Below are 18,133 nucleotides of genomic sequence, written 5' to 3'. Positions count from 1 at the left end.
ATACGTACGAGATCGTTCACCAGGAGGAACCGGCATGGCCACGAACCGTATTGCGCACACCGTATGGACCGGCGACCTGCTCAAGGGCAGCGGGGTCGTCAGCTTCGACTCGTCCGGCATCTCCGACCAGCCGGTGTCCTGGCCGTCGCGGTCCGAGCAGGCCAACGGCAAGACGAGCCCTGAGGAGTTGATCGCCGGCGCCCACTCCAGCTGCTTCTCCATGGCCCTGTCGCACGGCCTGGCGGGCGCGGGCACCCCGCCCACCCGGCTGGAGACCAAGGCGGAGGTCACCTTCCAGCCGGGCGAGGGCATCACGGGCATCCACCTGACGGTGCGCGGCGAGGTGCCGGGCCTGGACGAGGAGGGGTTCGCCGCCGCGGCGGAGGAGGCCAAGAAGAACTGCCCGGTGAGCCAGGCGCTCGCCGGGACGACGATCACGCTGGCGGCCGAGCTGGCGTAGGGGGACGGTTCCAGGGGGCGGGGGCCAGACACGCCCCCGCCAGCACCCCCACGCACGCCGCCGTCGCCCACAGGGGCGGGGCGGCGCCGTGCCGCAGCACCAGTGCTGCACCCGCGCAGGCGCCCGCGGCCATCGCCAGTGCGGCCCCGCCCCGGCGCAGGGACCGGGGGCCCCGGCCGCCGGCGAGCCGGGACTCGGAGGCCAGCCCGGTGAGGGCCATCGTCAGCACGGTCGTGGTCATGTCCGGCACCGCCATCCGCCGCACCGTCGCATTGCGCACCCCCATCGCGACCGCCAGCACGCCGATCCCCGCGTACCGCGAGGCGCCCGCCGCCGCGGCCGCCCCGGCCATCAGGACCGCCTCGGCCAGGAGTGCCCAGCCCGTCCGCCACCGCGCCGGATGTGCGGCCAGGGCGTTCGCGAACCGGCCGGCGAGCACGGCCCCGGCCCCGAAGCCGGCGAGCGAGATCAGCGAGCCGGCGGCCGAGAAGCCCGGGGCGCCGCCGGCCGCGAAGCCGAGGACCACCACGTTGCCGGTCATGTTCGCGGTGAAGACGTGTCCGAGCCCGAGGTAGCTGACGGCGTCGACGATGCCGCTGACGACGGTCAGCGCCATCAGCAGGGTCGGCTGCCACGACGGGCGTGCGGTCACCGGGTCATGATTGCAGGGATGCGTAGACGATGAGGTTGTCCACGGGGTGCCCGCCGGCGTCCTGGTCGCCTGCGCAGGTGACCAGGCGCAGGGCCTTCTCGATCGTGCCGCCGTAGACCTTCCGGGTGGGGAAGGCGTCCTTCCGGACGGTCTCCGTGCCGGTGACGGTGAAGTGCAGCACCCGGCCGTCGCCGCGCCGCACGTCGACGACCGTGCCCTCGCGGACCTTCTTCAGATCGCGGAAGACGGCCTTGCCGGTGCGGGCGGCGTCGTGCCCGATGATCACGGCCGCCCCGGTGTCGCCGGGCACGGCGCCGCCCGTGTACCAGCCGGCGGTCATGCCCTTCTCGGGCGGCGGGAGCTGCGCTTTGCCGTCCTTGCCCGGGCCCAGCCGGATCAGCGGGCTGTCCACGCCGATGGACGGTATGGAGACCCGCGCCGGCTCCTCGTCCCGCGCCGGCCCGCCGATCGCCTTGTCCGTGCCGCTGCCCAGAGCGCAGCCGGCCACCAGCAGGGCCGGCAGCACCAGCAGCAGGGCGAGGGGGGAGAGTCGTGTGCGGGGCATGGGCTCACCGTAGGGAGCGGCCGGGTGCGTTCGCCTCGGACGATCGGCCATCTTCGGCTCCGCCTAAAGAAGGAGCTGGGGAACGAGCCGCTGGAACAGCCCCCAGGTGAACTCCGCGACGTACTCCTTCTCCTCCCCGTCCGCGTCCGCTGCCGTGAAGGACAGCCGCCAGCGGGTGGGGGCGGTGCCCTCCATCGGGCGCGCGGGCGCGAAGGCGCGGGCGACCTCGTCCACCGTGCACGACCAGGGCACCAGGTCCTCGACGGTGCGCAGGGCGGGGCCGCGCGAGGCCGGGGCGCGGACCAGCCACTCGTTCCAGACCGCGCCGCCGGGTGCGGCCAGCACCTCGAAGCGCAGGTCGGGCCAGAGCGGCACCGGCCAGGTCAGGGCCTCGAAGGCCAGGTCGCCGACGGTACGCGTGGTCGCGGTCTCGGGCGGGCCGAGCACCGAGCGGTAGCGGGGGCCGGCCGCGCGGCGCCGCGGGGAGTGCAGCATGGCCTGCCAGCGGCGGTTGGCCTCGCGCATCGCGGACCGGTCGACGCCCAGTTCGCGCAGGGCGTCCTCGACCAGTTCCGGCTGGTGGTCGGCCATCCGGCGCAGCAGGACGAGCTGGAACTCCAGCGGGCCGAAGGGCTCGGGGACTGTGCTCATGGTGTTCATGGTGGCGCACCACCAGCCCCTCGGGCACCCGGTCCGGACGGGCCCGGTGGCCGGAATCGTAAGGATCCCCATGGATCGGGGAGTTGTGGGGCAAGGAGCCTGAAGTCCCCTCGCCCGCACGCCGTTTCGCGCAACCTTTACCTGCCGTCGGCCGGGAGCTGGCCGGGAGGCCGCCCGGGCCGGGTGCCCGCCGGGTACGGTCTGGCCATGACGGAAATCGACCCCCAGCGCTCTGCCCTCGTCCTCGTCGACCTCATGGAACGCATCGTGGCGTTGCCTCTCGCACCGCACAGCGGTGACGAAGTGGCCGGAAGGGCGATGGAGTTGGCGCGCGCGTTCCGCAAGGCGGGGGCGCCGGTGGTGGCCGTGCGGGTCGAGCGGCCCGGGCCGGCCGAACAGCCGCCCGGCAGCGGGCTGCTCCCCGGGGTCGCCGAGCCGGGCGACATCGAGATCGTGAAGCGGGCGGTCGGTGCCTTCCACGGCACCGACCTGGACGAGAGGTTGCGCGGCCTGGGTGTGCGCACCCTGGTCCTCGCCGGGATCGCCACCAACCTCGGGGTGGAGTCGACGGCGCGGGCCGCCGCCGACCACGGCTACGAACTGGTCTTCGTCGAGGACGCGATGAGCGCGATGACGGCGGAGGAGCACCGGGCGTCGGTGACGCTGGACATGCCGCGGTTGGGAACGGTGGTCAAGACGGAGTCCCTGAGCATGGGCGCCCCGTAAGGGGCGCTGGGGGCACCTCTGGGGGTCCCCCCAGCGGTAGCTGGGGGAGGAACTGCGCGACCAGCCACAGCGGACCCGCACCCGAGAGCCGGCGCACCGCTTACGCGGTACCGAGCATCCTGCGCAGCAGGTCCCGGAGAACCCCCCGGTCCTCCGCCGAGAGGGCGGCCAGCGGTTCGCGCGCAAAGTTCAGGGACGCCCGCAGCCGCCCCGCGGTGCCCATCCCCTCGTCCGTGACGGCGGCCAGTTTCACCCGGCGGTCGTCGGGGTCGGGCCGCCGCTCCACCAGGCCGCGCGCCTCCAGCCGGTCCACGATGCCGGTGACGTTGGACGGCTCGCACTTCAGCTGCTGGGCGATGCGCCGCATGGGCATCGGCTCGCGGGAGAGCAGGGCCAGGACACGCGCCTGGGCGCCGGTCAGCGCGTGCCGGGCGGCGGCGTGCTCGTACTCTTCGTGGTAGCGCGCCACGACGGTCCCGATGAGTTCGACCACCTCGACGGTGAGGGCATCGGCGGGTGCGGCGGGGTCGTGGCTGTGCTGCGTCATGAGGACAGGCTACCCCTTTGCTTGACAACATGAAATATCGAGGAGCATGGTTGTTTCAGGAAGTGAAGCTTTAGGAGGCTCAGTCCATGTCGTCCGCACTGCCCGCCACCAGCCGTGAATGGCACCTCGTCGCCCGCCCGCAGGGCTGGCCGAAGCCCGAGGACTTCGCCCTGCGCGAGGCGACGGTACCCGAGCCCGGCGAGGGCCAGCTCGTCGTCCGCAACCTGCACCTCTCGGTCGACCCGTACATGCGCGGCCGGATGAACGACGTCAAGTCGTACGTTCCGCCCTTCAAGCTCGACCACCCCATGGACGGCGGCGCGGTCGGCGAGGTCGTCGCCTCGCGTGCCGACGGCTTCGCCCCCGGCGATCATGTGCTGCACGGCCTGGGCTGGCGCGAGTACGCGCTGGTCGACGCGCGTCACGCCGTCAAGGTCGACGAGGAGGCGGCCCCGCTCGCCACCTACCTGGGTGTGATGGGCATGCCCGGCATGACCGCCTACGCGGGCCTGCTGGAGGTCGGCTCGTTCAAGGAGGGCGACGCGGTCTTCGTCTCCGGCGCGGCCGGCGCGGTCGGCAGCATGGTCGGCCAGATCGCGAAGCTCAAGGGCGCCTCGCGGGTGATCGGCAGCGCCGGTTCCGCGGAGAAGGTCCGCCACCTCACCGAGGAGCTCGGCTTCGACGCCGCTTTCAACTACAAGGACGGCCCGGTCCTGGAGCAGCTGAAGGAGGCCGCCCCCGACGGCATCGATGTCTACTTCGACAACGTCGGCGGCGAGCACCTCGAGGCCGCGATCTCCGTCCTCAAGCAGCACGGGCGCGCCGTGCTGTGCGGCGCGATCTCCCAGTACAACGACACGCAGGCGGCCCCGGGCCCGCGCAACATGGTCCAGATCATCGGCAAGCGGCTGCGCCTGCAGGGCATGATCGTCTCCGACCACGACGCACTGCGCCCGCAGTTCTTCAAGGAGGTCGGCGGCTGGGTGCGCTCCGGCGAGCTCACGGCCCGGGCGACGGTCGTGGAGGGCATCGAGAACATGGGCGACGCCTTCCTCGGCCTGCTGCGCGGCGACAACACCGGCAAGATGATCGTCAGCCTCTGAGCCTGCCACCAAAGCCAAGAAAGGTTTCTGCTATGTCTGTTCAGCCCGTGGACGTCGCCTACACCGCCGTCGCCACCGCCGAGAACGGCCGCGACGGCCGTGTCGCCAGCGACGACGGCAAGCTCGACGTCGTCGTCAATCCGCCGAAGGAGCTCGGCGGCAGCGGCAACGGCACCAATCCGGAGCAGCTGTTCGCCGCCGGCTACAGCGCCTGCTTCCAGGGCGCGCTGGGTGTCGTGGCCCGCCAGGACAAGGCCGACATCTCCGGCTCGACCGTCACGGCCGAGGTCGGCATCGGCAAGACGCCGGACGGCGGCTTCGGCCTGAAGGTCGCCATCTCGGCGCACATCCCGAACGTGGACGAGGCGACTGCGCTCGCGCTGGTGGAGAAGGCGCACCAGGTGTGCCCGTACTCGAACGCGACGCGCGGCAACATCGAGGTCACCCTGTCCGTGCGCTAGGCACGCGGGGCGGGGCGGATCCCGGCCCGCACCAGGCCCTCCCCGCCCCCCAGCTCCGCCAGGACCGCCCCGTCCGGCCCCCACACCCCGCTGAGCCCGCACGCGTCGTACGGGCCGGCGGGGCCCGTGTGGTTGGCCAGCAGGACGGACAGGCCGTTGTCCGCGGCCAGGGCCGGGAAGACGGTCATCCGCTCGGTGACGCCCCCGCCCTTCCCGTACAGGGAACTGGCCAGCAGCACCCGGCACTTGTCGGCCGCGGCCCGTTCCGCCAGGTCCGGGAAGTGGGCGTCGTAGCAGGTCGCCAGGCCGAACCGGACGCCGTCCAGGACGAAGCGTCCGTCGACCTTCCCCGCCACGAAGCCGGCCGCGAGCTCGGTCTCCGTCACGTGCTGCTTGTCGTAGTGCGCGAGGAGCGCGCCGTCCGGCCCGTACACGTACGAGCTGATCGTGAGCCCCGGGCCGGGGCAGTTGACGACCGCCGCGACGCCCGCGGCCCGGCATGCATCCCGCACCGGCGCGAGCCGCGGGTCGTCCGGGCCCAGGGTCAGCCGCCCGGGGTCGGCGGCGACCGCCTCCAGTTCGTAGCCCGTGACGGCGAGTTCGCCGAAGACGACGAGCGATGCGCTCTGTTCCCCGGCCTCCGTCACAAAACCGGCCATACGGGCCGTGTTGGCCCCGATGTCGCACGGCCGGGCCGTGAACTGCGCTGCTGCGATGATCATCCACCCATCATGACCGAGGCGGGTCCGCCGCTGCCAGGCCCGCCCTGATGACCTCCCTCACCTGGGCCGTGATCGCCGTCCGGTTCCGGACGAAGTCGGGATCGGTCACCTTGTCCGTGTTGTCCTTCCCGAACTCCAGCACCGGCGTGTGCAGATGGCCGCCCGGCACCCGCAGGTGCAGCGCGTCCCGCAGCAGCGTCGCCCGGTAGGCGATCTCGTTCGAGAGGTAGTCGCCACCGCCGCCCGCGCGGGCCGCCGACCCCGGGGTCGGGCCGTCCGGGCGGTCGACGGGGGCCGTCCCGCCGGCCGGGATCTCGGTCACGGCCGTGTGGTCGTACACCGGGAACGGACCCGTCCTCGCGGCCGTGATCGCCGCGTACGGGAGCGTGGTGGACGTCCACTGCGGCTGCGGGTGCACGGTCGGCACGCCGGACGGGACGGGGACCGGCTCCGTGCGGGAGACGCGGACGTTGTCCGGATAGCCGCCGCGCCACGCCCCGTTGGTGCGCTCCACGTCGAAGCGGCCCGGGCGGCCCTGGCTGATCGTGGTGAAGTAGTCGACCTGGTGCGGTCCCGGGCGGAAGTACGGGAGCAGGGTCCGTTCCACGACCCCGTCCGCGAAGTCGTCCCAGCGCACGGGGAAGAGGGCCGCCTCGATGCGGGCGGGGCCGGACGGGGTGTCGAGGGTCGTGCCGTCCAGGGCCAGGGCCGCCGCGCCCGACGGGTTCGAGCGGCGCACGTCCGCGTCGAGCTGGAACGGGTCGAAGCCCGTGATCAGCACGCGCTTCACGTGCTGCCCCGCCGGCAGGTCGATCGAGTCCTGGCCGCGCGAGCCGCGCTCCACCTTGTCTATCAGCACGTTCCGTTCCCGCTCCGCCAGCGGGAACGCCGGCCGCCACTCGCGCAGCGCGCGCGTCATCCCCAGCCGGGCCCAGTACAGCGGGCGGTCGTCGTCCCGGCTCAGGTCCCCGCGGGCCGGGCCGCGGCCCTGGACGCGGTCGACGGCCCGGCGCCACAGCCGCCGGCCGTCGGCGGCGGCGAGCCGGTCCGCCTGGGCGGCGGTGCGGGTGCGCGCCAGGGCACGGGCGAAGGCGGGGGCGACGTCGTCGAAGCCGCTGCGGCGCAGGATCTCCTGCGGGACCGGCCCGTCGAGGCGCTGTTCCTCGACGGTGGGCGGGACGGGGGCCCGCTGCGCGGCGGCGGCCGGGACGGACAGTGCGGACAGGGCCAGCGGGGCGCAGGCCAGCAGGGCTATGAGGGTCTTCTCTGTGCGTCTCATGGTGCAGGAGGAAACCACCGTGGGCGCATGGGCGGTAGTGGGCAGCCAACTCCCCTTTTCGGCCAGTGGGTTTCCGGCCACAATCGACGTCATGCTTCTCACCGCCGCGCATGGCCCCGCCCCTCTCTTCGACCTCGGTACCGGACAAGGAGCCCGTCAGTTCACCGAGTTGGCGATAGCCCTGCTGCTCTCCTCGCTGATCGGCCTGGAACGGGAGTTACACCAGAAGAGCGCGGGGCTGCGCACGCACACCCTCGTCGGGGTGGGCAGTGCGCTGTTCATGGAGGTCTCCATCCACGGCTTCGGTGCCGTGGTCGGCCTCGACGGCTTCAGTGTGGACCCCTCGCGGGTCGCCGCACAGATCGTCTCCGGTATCGGCTTCATCGGCGGCGGGCTCATCTTCGTCCGCCGCGACGCGGTGCGCGGCCTGACCACGGCCGCGACGATATGGCTGACGTGCGCCGTCGGCATGTCCTGCGGCGGCGGCCTGCCGCTCCTCGGCGCCGCCGCGACCCTCGTCCACTTCCTGGTGGTGCGCGGCTTCCCCCTGGTGACCCGCCGCATGGCGACCGGCGTCCCGGTGACCCAGCGCGTCGAACTCCGCCTGTGCTACCGGACGCGCCGCGGGCTGCTGGGCCGGGTGCTGGAGCTGTGCACCAGGAACGGCTTCCGGGTCACGGACGTCCAGATCGACGCCGACTCCCAGGACCGGACCGGCCACGGCAAGGTCAAGGAGGCCGGGGTGGTCCTCTCCCTGGAGGGCAGGGGCCCGGCGCACCCGCTGGTCGAGGAACTCACCGAATGGGAGGGCATCCTGGGTGTCGGGCTGCGGTCGCAGGGGGACAGCACGGAGTGACGCCTCAGCAGCGTCGTGCGGCGTACGCGGCCGCCCCGGTGCGGGGGAGGTTGGCCCACACCGTGGTCCCCTCGGTGGCCGGGGCGGGCTTCGCGGCGCCCCAGGTGCCGCGGCACTCGCGGACGACGCCGATCGCGAGCAGCAGCCGGCGCCGCCGCCGGGCCGTGCAGACGGCGCCGAGCGCGCGGTCGCGGTGCCCCGGTGGATGCGGATCCCACGAGACGATCCGCAGGGTCTCGGCGTGCCAGCCGAGGGAGACGTAGAGGTTCTGGTCCGGAGCGAACAGGGCTGCGCACGCGACGAGTTCGCTGACGACCTGGACCGCCGGTTCCTCGATGTCGGCGAGCTCGTGGGCGCGGAGCGCGGTGCGCACGCTGCCGCGCGCGACGGCGGCGGAACGGGGTTCACCGGGGACGGTGAAGCTGTACGCGAGCCGGGAGGGCTCGCGATGCGGCGTGAAGAGGGGGCAGAGGCGTGCGGGCATACGGCGACTCCCGGCGCGGTGGGGTGTGTTGGGGCTCGCGTGACCGGTGGCTCGTCTCCCTGGCGCGGGCACGCCGCTCCCAGGGCAGGAGGGTACGGGCGTGCCTGCGCGATGCACTTCCGGCTGCGCGGTTGCGTTGGCGGTGCGCCATTGAAGGTAGTCACGCTGGGGGCACTATTGCCACCCGCTGGGGGGCCATTGCCTCGAACGGGTGAGGTGTGGCTTCCTGGACGGGAGCGGTCGGTCCGGAAACTGTAGGAAGAGCGCATGCCACCCAGGACGACGCCCACCGAACGGCAGAAGCGGCTGGGAGCCGAGCTGCGCAAAATGCGTATGGCTGCCGGTGTTTCGGCCGACTACGCGGCCCGGCTGCTCGGCATCGACCGTACGAAGATCTCCAACATCGAGTCGGGCGTACGCGCCATCACCCCCGAACGCGTCCGCACCCTGGCGACGAACTATGCCTGCACCGACGAGGATTACATCGCGGCACTCATGGCCATGGCGTCGGAGCGGGCCCGTGGCTGGTGGGAGAGGTTCCGTGGCTCGGTGCCCGCGGGAATGCTGGACATCGCGGAGCTGGAGTGGCATGCGGTCCGGGTGCGCACGTCACAGATCATGCACCTGCCCGGGCTCTTCCAGACGGAGAGCTACGCCCGTGCGATCTTCGACGCAGTGCTTCCGGCCCTGCCCAGGCTGGAAGTCGAACTGCATGTGGCGCACCGCATGCAGCGCCAGCAGGTCCTGGAGCGGAACAACCCGCTGGAGTACGTCGGATACATGCACGAGGCGGCGCTCCGTATGCAGTTCGGGGGCCGCAAGGTGCTGCTGGAGCAGCTGAACCACCTTCTGCTCATGTCCGAACGCGAGAACGTCGTGCTGCGGGCGCTGCCGTACGAGGCGGGAGGGTTTCCCGGCGCAGGGCACGCGACGTTGTACGCCGAGGGGATCGTGCCCCAACTCGACACCGTCGAGCTGGATTCGGCAGGCGGTCCGCGATTCGAGCACGCGGAATCCCAGCTCGCCCGGTACCGGGCGCACTTGGACTGGATGGAGCGCGCTGCCCTCGATCAGGGTCGCTCCCGCGATTTCATCCAGGCCATTGCGCGAGAACTCTGAGGAAGGCAGTCATGAACCAGATCACCTGGGAAGAGCCGTTCTGCGGCGCCGGCAACAACTGCTTCCGAATAGGCACCGACCCGGCCGGCAACGCCTACATCGCCGTCGCCGGTGCCGAGGACCACTACGTCACCGACACCCGCGAAGCGCTCCGCAACCTCATCCGCGACATCAAGGCCGGCAAGGCCGACCACTTGCTCGAACCGTTCCGCCATTGACCTCAAGCAAGCTTGAGGTCCTACGGTTCCCGTCATGACCCAGGCAACAACCACAACAACCGTCACGGCGCAGCAGGCCCCGCCCACCTCCTCCAGGCGCTGGTGGGGCCTGGCCGTTGTCGGGTTGGCCCAGCTGCTGATCCTCCTCGACGGCACCGTCGTCAACATCGCCCTCCCCACCGCGCAGAAGGCCCTGCACATGGGCGACGGCAGCAGGCAGTGGGTCATCACCTCCTACTCCCTCGCCTACGGCGGACTGCTCCTCCTCGGCGGCCGGATCGCCGATCTCCTCGGCCGCAAGCGCGCGTTCGTCGCCGGAGTGGCCGGTTTCGGTCTGGCCTCCGCCGTCGGCGGGGCCGCCACCGCGCCCGGCATGCTGTTCGCGGGGCGCGCCCTGCAGGGCGCGTGCGCCGCGCTGCTCACGCCCGCCGCGATGTCGCTGCTGACCACGACGTTCACCGACCCGAAGGAGCGCGGCAAGGCGTTCGGCATCTTCGGTGCCATCGCCGGGGCGGGCTCGGCCTGCGGGCTGATAGCGGGCGGCGTGCTCACCGAGTACCTGGAGTGGCGCTGGTGCATGTACGTCGGCGTGCCGGTCGTCCTCCTCGTGCTGGCCGGGGCGCTGACGGTGCTGGACGAACCGGCCACCCCGAGCGTGGACCGGGGCCGGCTCGACGTGGCCGGGGCCGTGCTCGGCGCAGGCGGCATGGCCGCGGTGGTGTACGCCGCCGCCGAGGCCGAGTCCCGGGGCTGGGGTGACGGGGCGGTGCTCGGGCTGTTCGGCGGCGGTGCCGTCCTGCTGGCCGCGTTCGTCGTCCGGCAGGCCCGTATCCCCGAACCGCTGCTGCCGCTGCGGATCGTGATGCACCGTCAGCGGGCCGGTGCCTTCCTGACATCCTGGCTTTCGCCGGTCGCCATGTTCGGCATGTTCCTCTTCATGACCTACTACCTCCAGGTCGTCCTCGGCTTCTCCGCGGTGCGCACCGGCCTGGCCTTCCTCCCCCTCACGGCGTCGATGATCCTGAGCTCCACGCAGATCGCCGCCCGGCTGGTGCCGCGCGTCGCGCCCCGGCTGATCGTGGTGCCGGGCCTGCTGGTGGCCGCGGCGGGCATGTGCGTACTGGCGCAGCTGCGCGTCGACTCGTCGTACGTCACCGGGGTGCTGCCCGGGCTCGTCCTCACCGGGCTGGGCATGGGCGCCGCCAACATGACGGCGATGGCCACCGCCACCGCGGGCGTCGCGCCCCGGGACGCCGGGGTCACCTCGGCCATGGTGAGCACGGCACAGCAGACCGGCGGAGCCCTCGGCGCGTCCGTGCTCAACACCGTGGCCGCCACGAGCGCCGCCGCGTTCGCGGGCACCCCCGCCGAGGCCACGGTGCACGGTTTCTCGGTGGCCCTGTGGTGCGTGGTGGGCGTGCTGCTCGGCACGGCCGTCCTCGCCGCCGCCCTCCTCGGAGGGGCCAACTCCGGCCGCCCGGCGTCGCGGTGACCGGTCAGGCCGCCCGGTACGACCCGATCAGCCGCGCCAGATGCTCCCCGGCGATCCGCAGCGGCTCGTCGCTCTGCGCCGCCTGCGCGGCGAACTCCGCACCCTCCAGCGTGTTGATGACCGTCCACCCCAGGTCGCGGGCGTCGGCCTCGCCGATGCCCGCCCGGTGCAGCGCCTGCGCCACGATGTCCCGCCAGTTGGCGAACGCGTCGGCCGCGGCCCGCTGGATGTCGGGGGCGCGGCCCGCCGAGCCGAGGGCGGTGGCCGTGACGGGGCAGCCGTCGGCCCAGTCGGAGGCGCGCAGCCCCTCCGCGAGGACCTGTGTGCAGGTGACGACCGCCTGTGCCGGGTCCTCGTCGCTGTACAGCACCTCGCGCAGGATGTCCGCGAACTCCACGTCGCCGTAGTGCACGGCCGCGACGGCCAACTCCTGCTTCCCGCCCGGGAAGAAGTGGTAGACGGAGCCGAGCGTGGCGCCGGCCTCCTGGGCGATCTGCTTGATGCCGGTGCCGTCGTAGCCCTGGCGCTGCATCAGGCGTGAGGCCGCCCGGACCACCCGCTCGCGGGTGCTGAGGGCGGTGTCCTCCTGCTCTGCGTTCGTCTTCACGGCGCAAGCCTATCGGAATTGAGTAGAGCGTTCGTTCTAGAGCTGTGCTAGCTTCATCCCTGGATAGAGCGTTCGTTCTAGAGGGGGTTTTCGTGAGCACCACGAGCAACAGCACCACGAGCAAGCAGTCCGTCACCGTCATCGGTCTCGGCCCCATGGGGCAGGCCATGACGCGCGCCTTCCTGGCCGCCGGCCACCCCGTGACCGTGTGGAACCGCACCGCCGCCCGGGCCGAGGAGCTGGCCGCGGAGGGCGCCACCCGCGCCGCCACCGTCGAAGCGGCCCTGGCCGCCGACGAGTTGGTGATCCTCAGCCTCACCGACTACGACGCGATGTACGCCGTCCTGGAGCCCGCCGCGTCCGCCCTCGCCGGCCGCGTCCTCGTCAACCTCAGCTCTGACACGCCCGCGAAGGCCCGCGAAGCGGCCGTGTGGGCGGACGGGCACGGCGCCCGGCACCTCACCGGCGGGGTCCAGGTCCCGCCCTCCGGCATCGGCAGGCCGGAGGAGTCCGCGACCTTCTACAGCGGCCCCAGGGAGGTCTTCGAGACCCACGCGGCCACCCTGCAGGTACTGACCGCCACCGACTACCGCGGCGAGGACCCGGGCCTTGCGGCGCTGTACTACCAGCTCCAGATGGACATCTTCTGGACCTCCATGACGGGCTGGCTCCACGCCCTCGCCGTGGCCGGGGCGAACGGCATCTCCGCCGGGGAGTTCCTGCCCTACGCCACGTCCACCGTGGCCTCGCTGCCCGGGTTCCTCGCGTTCTACACCCCGCGGATCGACAAGGGCGAGCACCCCGGCGACGTCGACAGGCTCGCCATGTGTGCGGCGGGCGTCGACCACATCGTCCACACCGCCCGGGACTCCGGGACCGACGCCACGCTCCCCGCCGCCGTGCAGGACGCCTTCCGGCGCGGCCTCGCGGACGGCCGTTCCGGCGACAGCTTCACCAGCCTGATCGAGGTCTTCAAGGGGAGCAACTCCGGCTGACCGGCGTCACGATGGGCCCATGACGAACGAGGACACGAACGACGACGACGTCATCGAATCCGTCCTTCAGGAAGCCCTCCGCTCCCTCGACCTCGACACCAAGGCCCGGCTCCTGGCCGGGCAGGACCTGTGGACGCTGCCCGCCGTCCCGGCGATCGGGCTGCGCTCCCTGGTGATGTCCGACGGGCCCGTCGGCGTCCGCGGCACCCGCTGGACCGCGGACGACCCCTCCCTCGCCCTCCCCGGCCCCACCGCCCTCGCCGCCGCCTGGTCGCCGGAACTGGCGCGCCGCGCGGGCCGGGTGCTGGCGGGGGAGGCCCGGCGCAAGGGCGTGCACGTCCTCCTCGCGCCGACCGTCAACCTCCACCGTTCCCCGCTCGGCGGCCGCCACTTCGAGGCGTACAGCGAGGACCCCTATCTCACCGGCGAGATCGGCACCGCCTACGTCCGCGGCGTCCAGGCCGGCGGAGTCGCCGCCACCGTCAAGCACTTCGTCGCCAACGACGCCGAGACCGACCGCTTCACGGTCGACAACAAGGTCCCCGCCCGCGCGCTGCACGAGCTGTACCTCGCCCCGTTCGAGGCGATCGTGAAGAACGCCCGCCCCTGGTGCCTCATGGCCGCCTACAACATGGTCAACGGCACCACCATGACCGAGCACCGGCACCTCCTGCACGAAGTCCTGCGCGACGCCTGGCACTTCGACGGCGTCACCGTCTCCGACTGGCTCGCCGCCCGCGACACCGCCCGCGCCCTGCTCGGCGGGCTCGACGTGGCCATGCCGGGACCGGACACGGTCTACGGGCCCGCCCTCGCCGCCGCCGTCCGCGCGAACGCCGTGCCCGAGGCGGCCGTCGACGCCGCCGTCCGCCGGGTCCTGCTGCTCGCCGCCCGCACCGGCGCCCTCGACGGCATACCGCGGCCGGCGCCGGCCGGCCCCGAGGACGACGGCCCCGCACTCGCCCGCGAGATCGCCCGCCGCTCCTTCGTCCTCGTGCGGAACGACGGCACCCTTCCCCTCCGGGGCGCTCCCCGCGTCGCCCTCCTCGGCGCCGCGGCCCGCGACGCCCGCATCATGGGCGGCGGTTCGGCGCAGGTCGCCCCCGAGCGGGTCGTCTCCCCGCTCGACGGGCTGCGCGCCGCGCTGCCGGAGGGCGCGCTCACCTACGCCGTCGGCGCGGAGACCGGTGACGAACTCGCCCCGGCCGCCCACGGCTTCACCCTGCGGGCGGTCTGCCGCGACGCGGCCGGACGGGTCCTGGGCGAGGTGCGGCTGCCCGACGGCATGCTCCTGTGGGCGGACGAACTCCCCGCCGGCGTGGACCGTGCCGCCCTGCACACCGTCGAGATCACCGGCACCTTCACCCCGCGCGGGAGCGGCACGCACCTCTTCGGCACCCGGGGCACGGGCAGGTACCGGCTCACCGTCGGGGACGCCGTCCTCTTCGACGGCGAGCAGCGCCCCGCCGAGGGCGGCGACCCCTTCGAGGCGTTTCTCGGCGACCCGGCCGAGCGCGGCCGCGTCGTCCTGGAGGCGGGCGAACCGGTCGGCGTCCGCCTCGTCCACACCGTCGGCGGCCCCCTCGCCTTCTCCCTCCTGCACCGCGAACCCCTGCGGGACGCCGAGGAGTTGCTGCAGGAGGCCGTCGACGCCGCCGCCCGCGCGGACGTCGCCGTCGTGGTCGTCGGCACCACCGAGCGCGTCGAGAGCGAGGGCTTCGACCGGACGTCCCTCGCCCTCCCCGGCCGCCAGGACGAGCTCGTGTCCCGCGTCGCCGCCGCCAACCCCCGCACCGTCGTGGCCGTCACCGCGGGCGCCCCCGTGGAACTGCCCTGGCGCGACGATGTGGCGGCCGTCCTGCTGTGCTGGTTCCCCGGCCAGGAGGGCGGGGCGGCCCTCGCCGACGTGCTCCTCGGCACCCATGAACCGGGCGGCCGGCTGCCCACCACATGGCCCGCGGCCCTCGCGGACGCCCCCGTCACGCGCGTTGTCCCCGACAAGGGTGAACTCGCTTATGCCGAGGGCGTGTTCATCGGCTACCGTGCATGGCAGAAGGCGCACACGGCTCCCGCGTACGCCTTCGGCCACGGCCTGGGCTACACCGACTGGTCGTACGAGGCGTTGGACGTCCAAGGCGAAAGCAGCGAGGGTACGGACGTCCGCGCCACCGTACGCGTCCGCAATGTCGGCGACCGCCCGGGCCGTGAGGTGGTCCAGGTCTATCTCGCCGTCCCGCCGGGTGGTGAGGTGGAACGCCCGGCCTGCCGCCTGGCCGGTTTCGCCTCGGTGGAGGCGGAGCCGGGCGGCACGGCGGAGGCGGTGGTCGCGCTGGACCCCCGCGCCTTCACGGTGTGGGACGAGGAGGCGTCCGCCTGGCGGACCGTCCCCGGGGCCTGCACGGTCGAGGCGGGCCGCAGCGTCGCCGACCGCCGCCTGAGCGCACCGTGGCGGGTGCGCTGACGGACGGGGGCGGGGCCGCCCTGACAGGCCCCGCCCCTCTTCATCCCCTCATCGCCGGTCGGCCGTGACGGCCTGGTAGGCCATGTCCGCCAGCGTCTGCTGGCCCTGCCGGCTGGGGTGGAACCAGTCCCACTGGCTGAGCTGTTCGCCGGTGAAGGCGTACCCGTGCACCGAGCCGTCGTAGCGGCAGAGCTCGTCGCGGCTGCACACGTCCTCGAGCACGGCGTTGTACTCGCCGACGCGCTGGTCGACCTGGGCCCGCCGTTCGTCGGAGGCCGCATCCTGCGCGTCGGCGTCGTGGAGCATCGACGGGCAGACGGAGGCGAGCTGCCACACCTGCTTGCCGAGCGGGTCCTTGCGCCCCTCCGACCACAGCCGCTTCAGGTCCGGGATCCCGGCCACGTACAGCTGGCTCCTGGGCAGGGAGCGACGCAGTTCTTTCACCGCGGTTTCGAACTGGGTGCGGAACTGCTCGGGGGTGGTCATGGCGGTCACGCTGGGCCGGCAGGCGTCGTTGGCGCCCATCAGCACGGTGACGAGTTCCGGCTTCTGCGCGATCGCGGCCTCCATCTGGCGCGGCAGGTCGGCCATCCGGGCGCCGGTCTTCGCGAAGTTCCAGCTGCTGGTCCCGGGCGAGGGCAGCAGCCGCCGGGCCAGGCTGTCGACCTGGGTGCCGGTGGCCCAGGAGACCTCGGGGCAGTCGGCGAGCACCGAGCAGGCGTCGAAGCCGCGTGTGATGGAGTCGCCGAGCGAGGCGATCGACGCGGGCCGGGTGTTCCAGACCGGCCGGGGCTTCGGCTCGGGCTTCGCCGCCGCGCGGCTGCTCTTCTCCTTGTCCCCGCCGCCGCTGTCGCAGCCTGCGAGAACGGGCAGCAGCAGGGCCGCGGAGACGGCCGCCGAAGCTGCCCGCAGGGCCATGGTCCGGCTTCGGCCCCAGGTGGGCGGCATGGTCGTTCCCCTCCGGCCGGGTGATATCTGTCCGGGACCGACGGTACGTCACCCGGGAGTGGGGTGCGCACGGTAGCTTTTCCCCCGGGTGGGTGGCCGGGCGTGTCCGGGATGTTCACCCACTTGCGGCAACGTGTCACAACACGTCACATCCTGTCCCTTTTCAGGAGATTTGCTCCCGATGGTGTTTACTGTTGGTAACCTCGCGAGCTGGTGCGGGAGTGGCGATTGGGGCAGAATGCCTGATGCCGCTCCGGGCGGGACCGCTCCGGGTGCGAGGCCGCTGGGAAAGGCGAACCTCGAACCGCACTGGAGGTCCCGGTGACGACACGTGGAGTCCTGTACGTGCACTCCGCACCCCGAGCGCTGTGCCCGCACGTCGAGTGGGCCGTCGCGGGCGTCCTCGGCGTGCGTGTCACGCTCGACTGGATCCGGCAGCCCGCCGCCCCCGGCACCTGGCGCTCCGAACTCTCCTGGCAGGGCCAGGCCGGCACCGCCTCCAAGCTCGCCTCCGCCCTGCGCGGCTGGCACCTGCTGCGCTTCGAGGTCACCTCGGAGCCCTGCGCCACCGCCGAGGGCGAGCGCTACAGCTCCACCCCCGGACTGGGCATCTTCCACGCCGTCACCGGCATCCACGGCGACATCCTCATCCCCGAGGACCGGCTGCGGGCGGCGCTGGCGCGGGCCGGGCGGGGGGAGACGGAGCTCGACGCGGAGATCGCCAAGCTGCTGGGGAAGCCGTGGGACGACGAGCTGGAGCCGTTTCGCCATGCCGGCGAGGGGGCGCCGGTGAGGTGGCTGCACCAGGTGGTGTGACGCCGCTCGTCGGGGCGCGTCCCGGGGCGCCGTCTTGCGGTGGAGCGTGCTCCAACGCCTAGTTTGAGGGCATGTCTCCTCAGATCACCGTCGCCGTGCTCGGTACCGGCATCATGGGCGGGCCCATGGCCCGTAATCTCGCCCGTGCCGGGCTGGACGTGCGTGCCTGGAACCGTTCCCGGGGCAAGGCCGAGCCCCTCGCCGCCGACGGTGTGACCGTCGCCGACAGTCCCGCCGACGCCGTCCGCGGCGCCGGCGTCGTCCTCACCATGCTGTACGACGGGCCCACCGCGCTCGACGTCATGCGCGCCGCCGCCCCGGGGCTGACCCCCGGGACCGTGTGGGCCCAGGCCGGCACCGCCGGGCTCGACGCGCTGGACGGCCTCGCCGCCTTCGCCCGCGAACACGGCCTCGTCCTCGTCGACTCCCCGGTCCTGGGCAGCAGGCAGCCCGCCGAGGACGCACAGCTGACCGTGCTCGCCGCGGGGCCCGAAGCGGTGCGCGGCACGCTCACGCCCGTCTTCGAGGCCATCGGCGCCCGCACCCTCTGGGTCGGCGAGGACGCCGACATCGGCGCCGCCAGCCGGCTCAAGCTCGTGCTCAACAGCTGGGTCCTGGCGGTCACCCACGGCACCGCCGAGGCGCTCGCCCTGGCCAAGGGGCTCGGCGTTGACCCGCAGCGCTTCCTCGGGGCCCTGGAGGGCGGCCCGCTCGACATGGGCTACCTGCGGGCCAAGGCGGGCCTCCTGCTCGACGGCCGGCTCACCCCGGCCAGCTTCACGACCGTCACCGCCGAGAAGGACGCCCGCCTGATCGTGGCGGCCGGCGAGGCGGCCGGGGTGCGCCTGGACGTGGCCGCGGCCGGTGCCGAGCGGTTCCGTCGCGCCGCCGAACAGGGGCACGGGCAGGAGGACATGGCGGCCTCCTACTTCGCCAGCTTCGAGGACTGAGGCTCCGTATAC

The 18,133-nt window shown here is 73.0% G+C and carries 21 protein-coding genes; 12 read left to right on the top strand and 9 right to left on the bottom strand.

The features are described 5' to 3' along the window. Positions 1–34: 34 nt before the first annotated feature. Positions 35–460 carry an OsmC family protein gene (locus HG542_RS16730; protein ID WP_171082188.1) on the top strand — a complete coding sequence of 142 codons (426 nt, stop codon included), beginning with the start codon at positions 35–37 and terminating at the stop codon, positions 458–460. Here HG542_RS16730 and HG542_RS16725 read toward each other — a convergent pair. The 3 genes from HG542_RS16725 to HG542_RS16715 form a co-directional block, all read right to left on the bottom strand. Beyond that, positions 435–1,112 (bottom strand): YoaK family protein, encoded by a 678-nt coding sequence (locus tag HG542_RS16725; RefSeq protein ID WP_373313188.1) that lies wholly within the window; start codon positions 1,110–1,112, stop codon positions 435–437. The genes HG542_RS16730 and HG542_RS16725 overlap by 26 nt on opposite strands. Positions 1,113–1,116: 4 nt before the next feature. Then, the gene (locus HG542_RS16720; protein ID WP_171082186.1) at positions 1,117–1,677 is read right to left on the bottom strand and encodes a class F sortase; all 561 of its coding nucleotides are present in this window, start codon (positions 1,675–1,677) and stop codon (positions 1,117–1,119) included. Between the two features lie 63 nt (positions 1,678–1,740). Next, a complete protein-coding gene (locus tag HG542_RS16715) occupies positions 1,741–2,328 on the bottom strand; it encodes a hypothetical protein (protein WP_373313189.1) in 588 nt (195 codons plus the stop codon). A 216-nt stretch (positions 2,329–2,544) separates the two neighbouring features. Between HG542_RS16715 and HG542_RS16710 the strand changes: the two genes are divergently transcribed. Further along, positions 2,545–3,063, top strand: a complete 519-nt coding sequence (locus tag HG542_RS16710) for an isochorismatase family protein (RefSeq protein WP_171082182.1) — start codon at positions 2,545–2,547, stop codon at positions 3,061–3,063. Positions 3,064–3,163: 100 nt separating this feature from the next. On the opposite strand, the gene HG542_RS16705 is transcribed toward HG542_RS16710, so the two are convergent. Further along, entirely contained in the window at positions 3,164–3,610 is a 447-nt protein-coding gene (locus HG542_RS16705) for a MarR family winged helix-turn-helix transcriptional regulator (RefSeq protein ID WP_171082180.1), read from the bottom strand. 86 nt (positions 3,611–3,696) lie between these two features. On the opposite strand from HG542_RS16705, the gene HG542_RS16700 reads away from it, so the two are divergent. Beyond that, positions 3,697–4,713 carry an NADP-dependent oxidoreductase gene (locus HG542_RS16700; RefSeq protein WP_171082178.1) on the top strand — a complete coding sequence of 339 codons (1,017 nt, stop codon included), beginning with the start codon at positions 3,697–3,699 and terminating at the stop codon, positions 4,711–4,713. A gap of 32 nt (positions 4,714–4,745) precedes the next feature. Then, the gene (locus HG542_RS16695; protein ID WP_171082176.1) at positions 4,746–5,174 is read left to right on the top strand and encodes an organic hydroperoxide resistance protein; all 429 of its coding nucleotides are present in this window, start codon (positions 4,746–4,748) and stop codon (positions 5,172–5,174) included. On the opposite strand, the gene HG542_RS16690 is transcribed toward HG542_RS16695, so the two are convergent. Together HG542_RS16690 and HG542_RS16685 are read right to left on the bottom strand one after the other, a co-directional pair. Continuing rightward, positions 5,171–5,896, bottom strand: coding sequence for a carbon-nitrogen hydrolase family protein (locus HG542_RS16690; RefSeq protein WP_171082175.1), 726 nt, complete (start codon positions 5,894–5,896; stop codon positions 5,171–5,173). The two genes, HG542_RS16695 and HG542_RS16690, sit on opposite strands and share 4 nt — an antisense overlap. Before the next feature lie 7 nt (positions 5,897–5,903). Beyond that, a complete protein-coding gene (locus tag HG542_RS16685; RefSeq protein ID WP_171082173.1) occupies positions 5,904–7,175 on the bottom strand; it encodes a PA0049 family protein in 1,272 nt (423 codons plus the stop codon). A 91-nt stretch (positions 7,176–7,266) separates the two neighbouring features. Here HG542_RS16685 and HG542_RS16680 point away from each other — a divergent pair, with 91 nt between their 5' ends. Continuing rightward, a complete protein-coding gene (locus tag HG542_RS16680) occupies positions 7,267–8,031 on the top strand; it encodes an MgtC/SapB family protein (RefSeq protein ID WP_171082171.1) in 765 nt (254 codons plus the stop codon). A 4-nt stretch (positions 8,032–8,035) separates the two neighbouring features. Here HG542_RS16680 and HG542_RS16675 read toward each other — a convergent pair whose 3' ends face one another. Further along, a complete protein-coding gene (locus tag HG542_RS16675; RefSeq protein ID WP_171082169.1) occupies positions 8,036–8,515 on the bottom strand; it encodes an ATP-binding protein in 480 nt (159 codons plus the stop codon). Between the two features lie 267 nt (positions 8,516–8,782). On the opposite strand from HG542_RS16675, the gene HG542_RS16670 reads away from it, so the two are divergent. From HG542_RS16670 to HG542_RS16660, 3 genes are read left to right on the top strand one after another with little or no spacing between them, the layout of a single operon-like run. Next, complete coding sequence (locus HG542_RS16670; protein WP_171082167.1) at positions 8,783–9,634, top strand: helix-turn-helix domain-containing protein; 852 nt, start codon at positions 8,783–8,785, stop codon at positions 9,632–9,634. Positions 9,635–9,645: 11 nt separating this feature from the next. Further along, on the top strand, positions 9,646–9,852 hold the full coding sequence (locus tag HG542_RS16665; protein WP_171082165.1) for a hypothetical protein: 207 nt from the start codon (positions 9,646–9,648) through the stop codon (positions 9,850–9,852). 34 nt (positions 9,853–9,886) lie between these two features. After that, positions 9,887–11,344: an MFS transporter gene (locus HG542_RS16660; protein WP_171082163.1), complete on the top strand. Its 1,458-nt coding sequence runs from the start codon at positions 9,887–9,889 to the stop codon at positions 11,342–11,344. A gap of 4 nt (positions 11,345–11,348) precedes the next feature. Here HG542_RS16660 and HG542_RS16655 read toward each other — a convergent pair whose 3' ends face one another. Next, positions 11,349–11,951 carry a TetR/AcrR family transcriptional regulator gene (locus HG542_RS16655; RefSeq protein ID WP_227725265.1) on the bottom strand — a complete coding sequence of 201 codons (603 nt, stop codon included), beginning with the start codon at positions 11,949–11,951 and terminating at the stop codon, positions 11,349–11,351. A 92-nt stretch (positions 11,952–12,043) separates the two neighbouring features. Between HG542_RS16655 and HG542_RS16650 the strand changes: the two genes are divergently transcribed. Both HG542_RS16650 and HG542_RS16645 read left to right on the top strand, forming a co-directional pair. Further along, positions 12,044–12,946, top strand: coding sequence for an NAD(P)-dependent oxidoreductase (locus HG542_RS16650; protein WP_171082161.1), 903 nt, complete (start codon positions 12,044–12,046; stop codon positions 12,944–12,946). A gap of 19 nt (positions 12,947–12,965) precedes the next feature. Continuing rightward, the gene (locus HG542_RS16645; protein WP_171082159.1) at positions 12,966–15,407 is read left to right on the top strand and encodes a beta-glucosidase family protein; all 2,442 of its coding nucleotides are present in this window, start codon (positions 12,966–12,968) and stop codon (positions 15,405–15,407) included. A 48-nt stretch (positions 15,408–15,455) separates the two neighbouring features. Here HG542_RS16645 and HG542_RS16640 read toward each other — a convergent pair whose 3' ends face one another. Then, positions 15,456–16,355: an SGNH/GDSL hydrolase family protein gene (locus HG542_RS16640; protein WP_171082157.1), complete on the bottom strand. Its 900-nt coding sequence runs from the start codon at positions 16,353–16,355 to the stop codon at positions 15,456–15,458. A gap of 321 nt (positions 16,356–16,676) precedes the next feature. On the opposite strand from HG542_RS16640, the gene HG542_RS16635 reads away from it, so the two are divergent. After that, a complete protein-coding gene (locus HG542_RS16635; RefSeq protein WP_171082155.1) occupies positions 16,677–17,171 on the top strand; it encodes a DUF3145 domain-containing protein in 495 nt (164 codons plus the stop codon). 71 nt (positions 17,172–17,242) lie between these two features. After that, entirely contained in the window at positions 17,243–18,121 is an 879-nt protein-coding gene (locus HG542_RS16630) for an NAD(P)-dependent oxidoreductase (protein WP_171082154.1), read from the top strand. The last annotated feature ends 12 nt before the right edge of the window (positions 18,122–18,133 follow it).

Origin of the sequence: Streptomyces morookaense (assembly GCF_013030945.1) — a bacterium.
Taxonomy (GTDB): Bacteria; Actinomycetota; Actinomycetes; order Streptomycetales; family Streptomycetaceae; genus Streptomyces; species Streptomyces morookaensis.
This window is presented reverse-complemented; position numbering and strand designations above follow the sequence as displayed.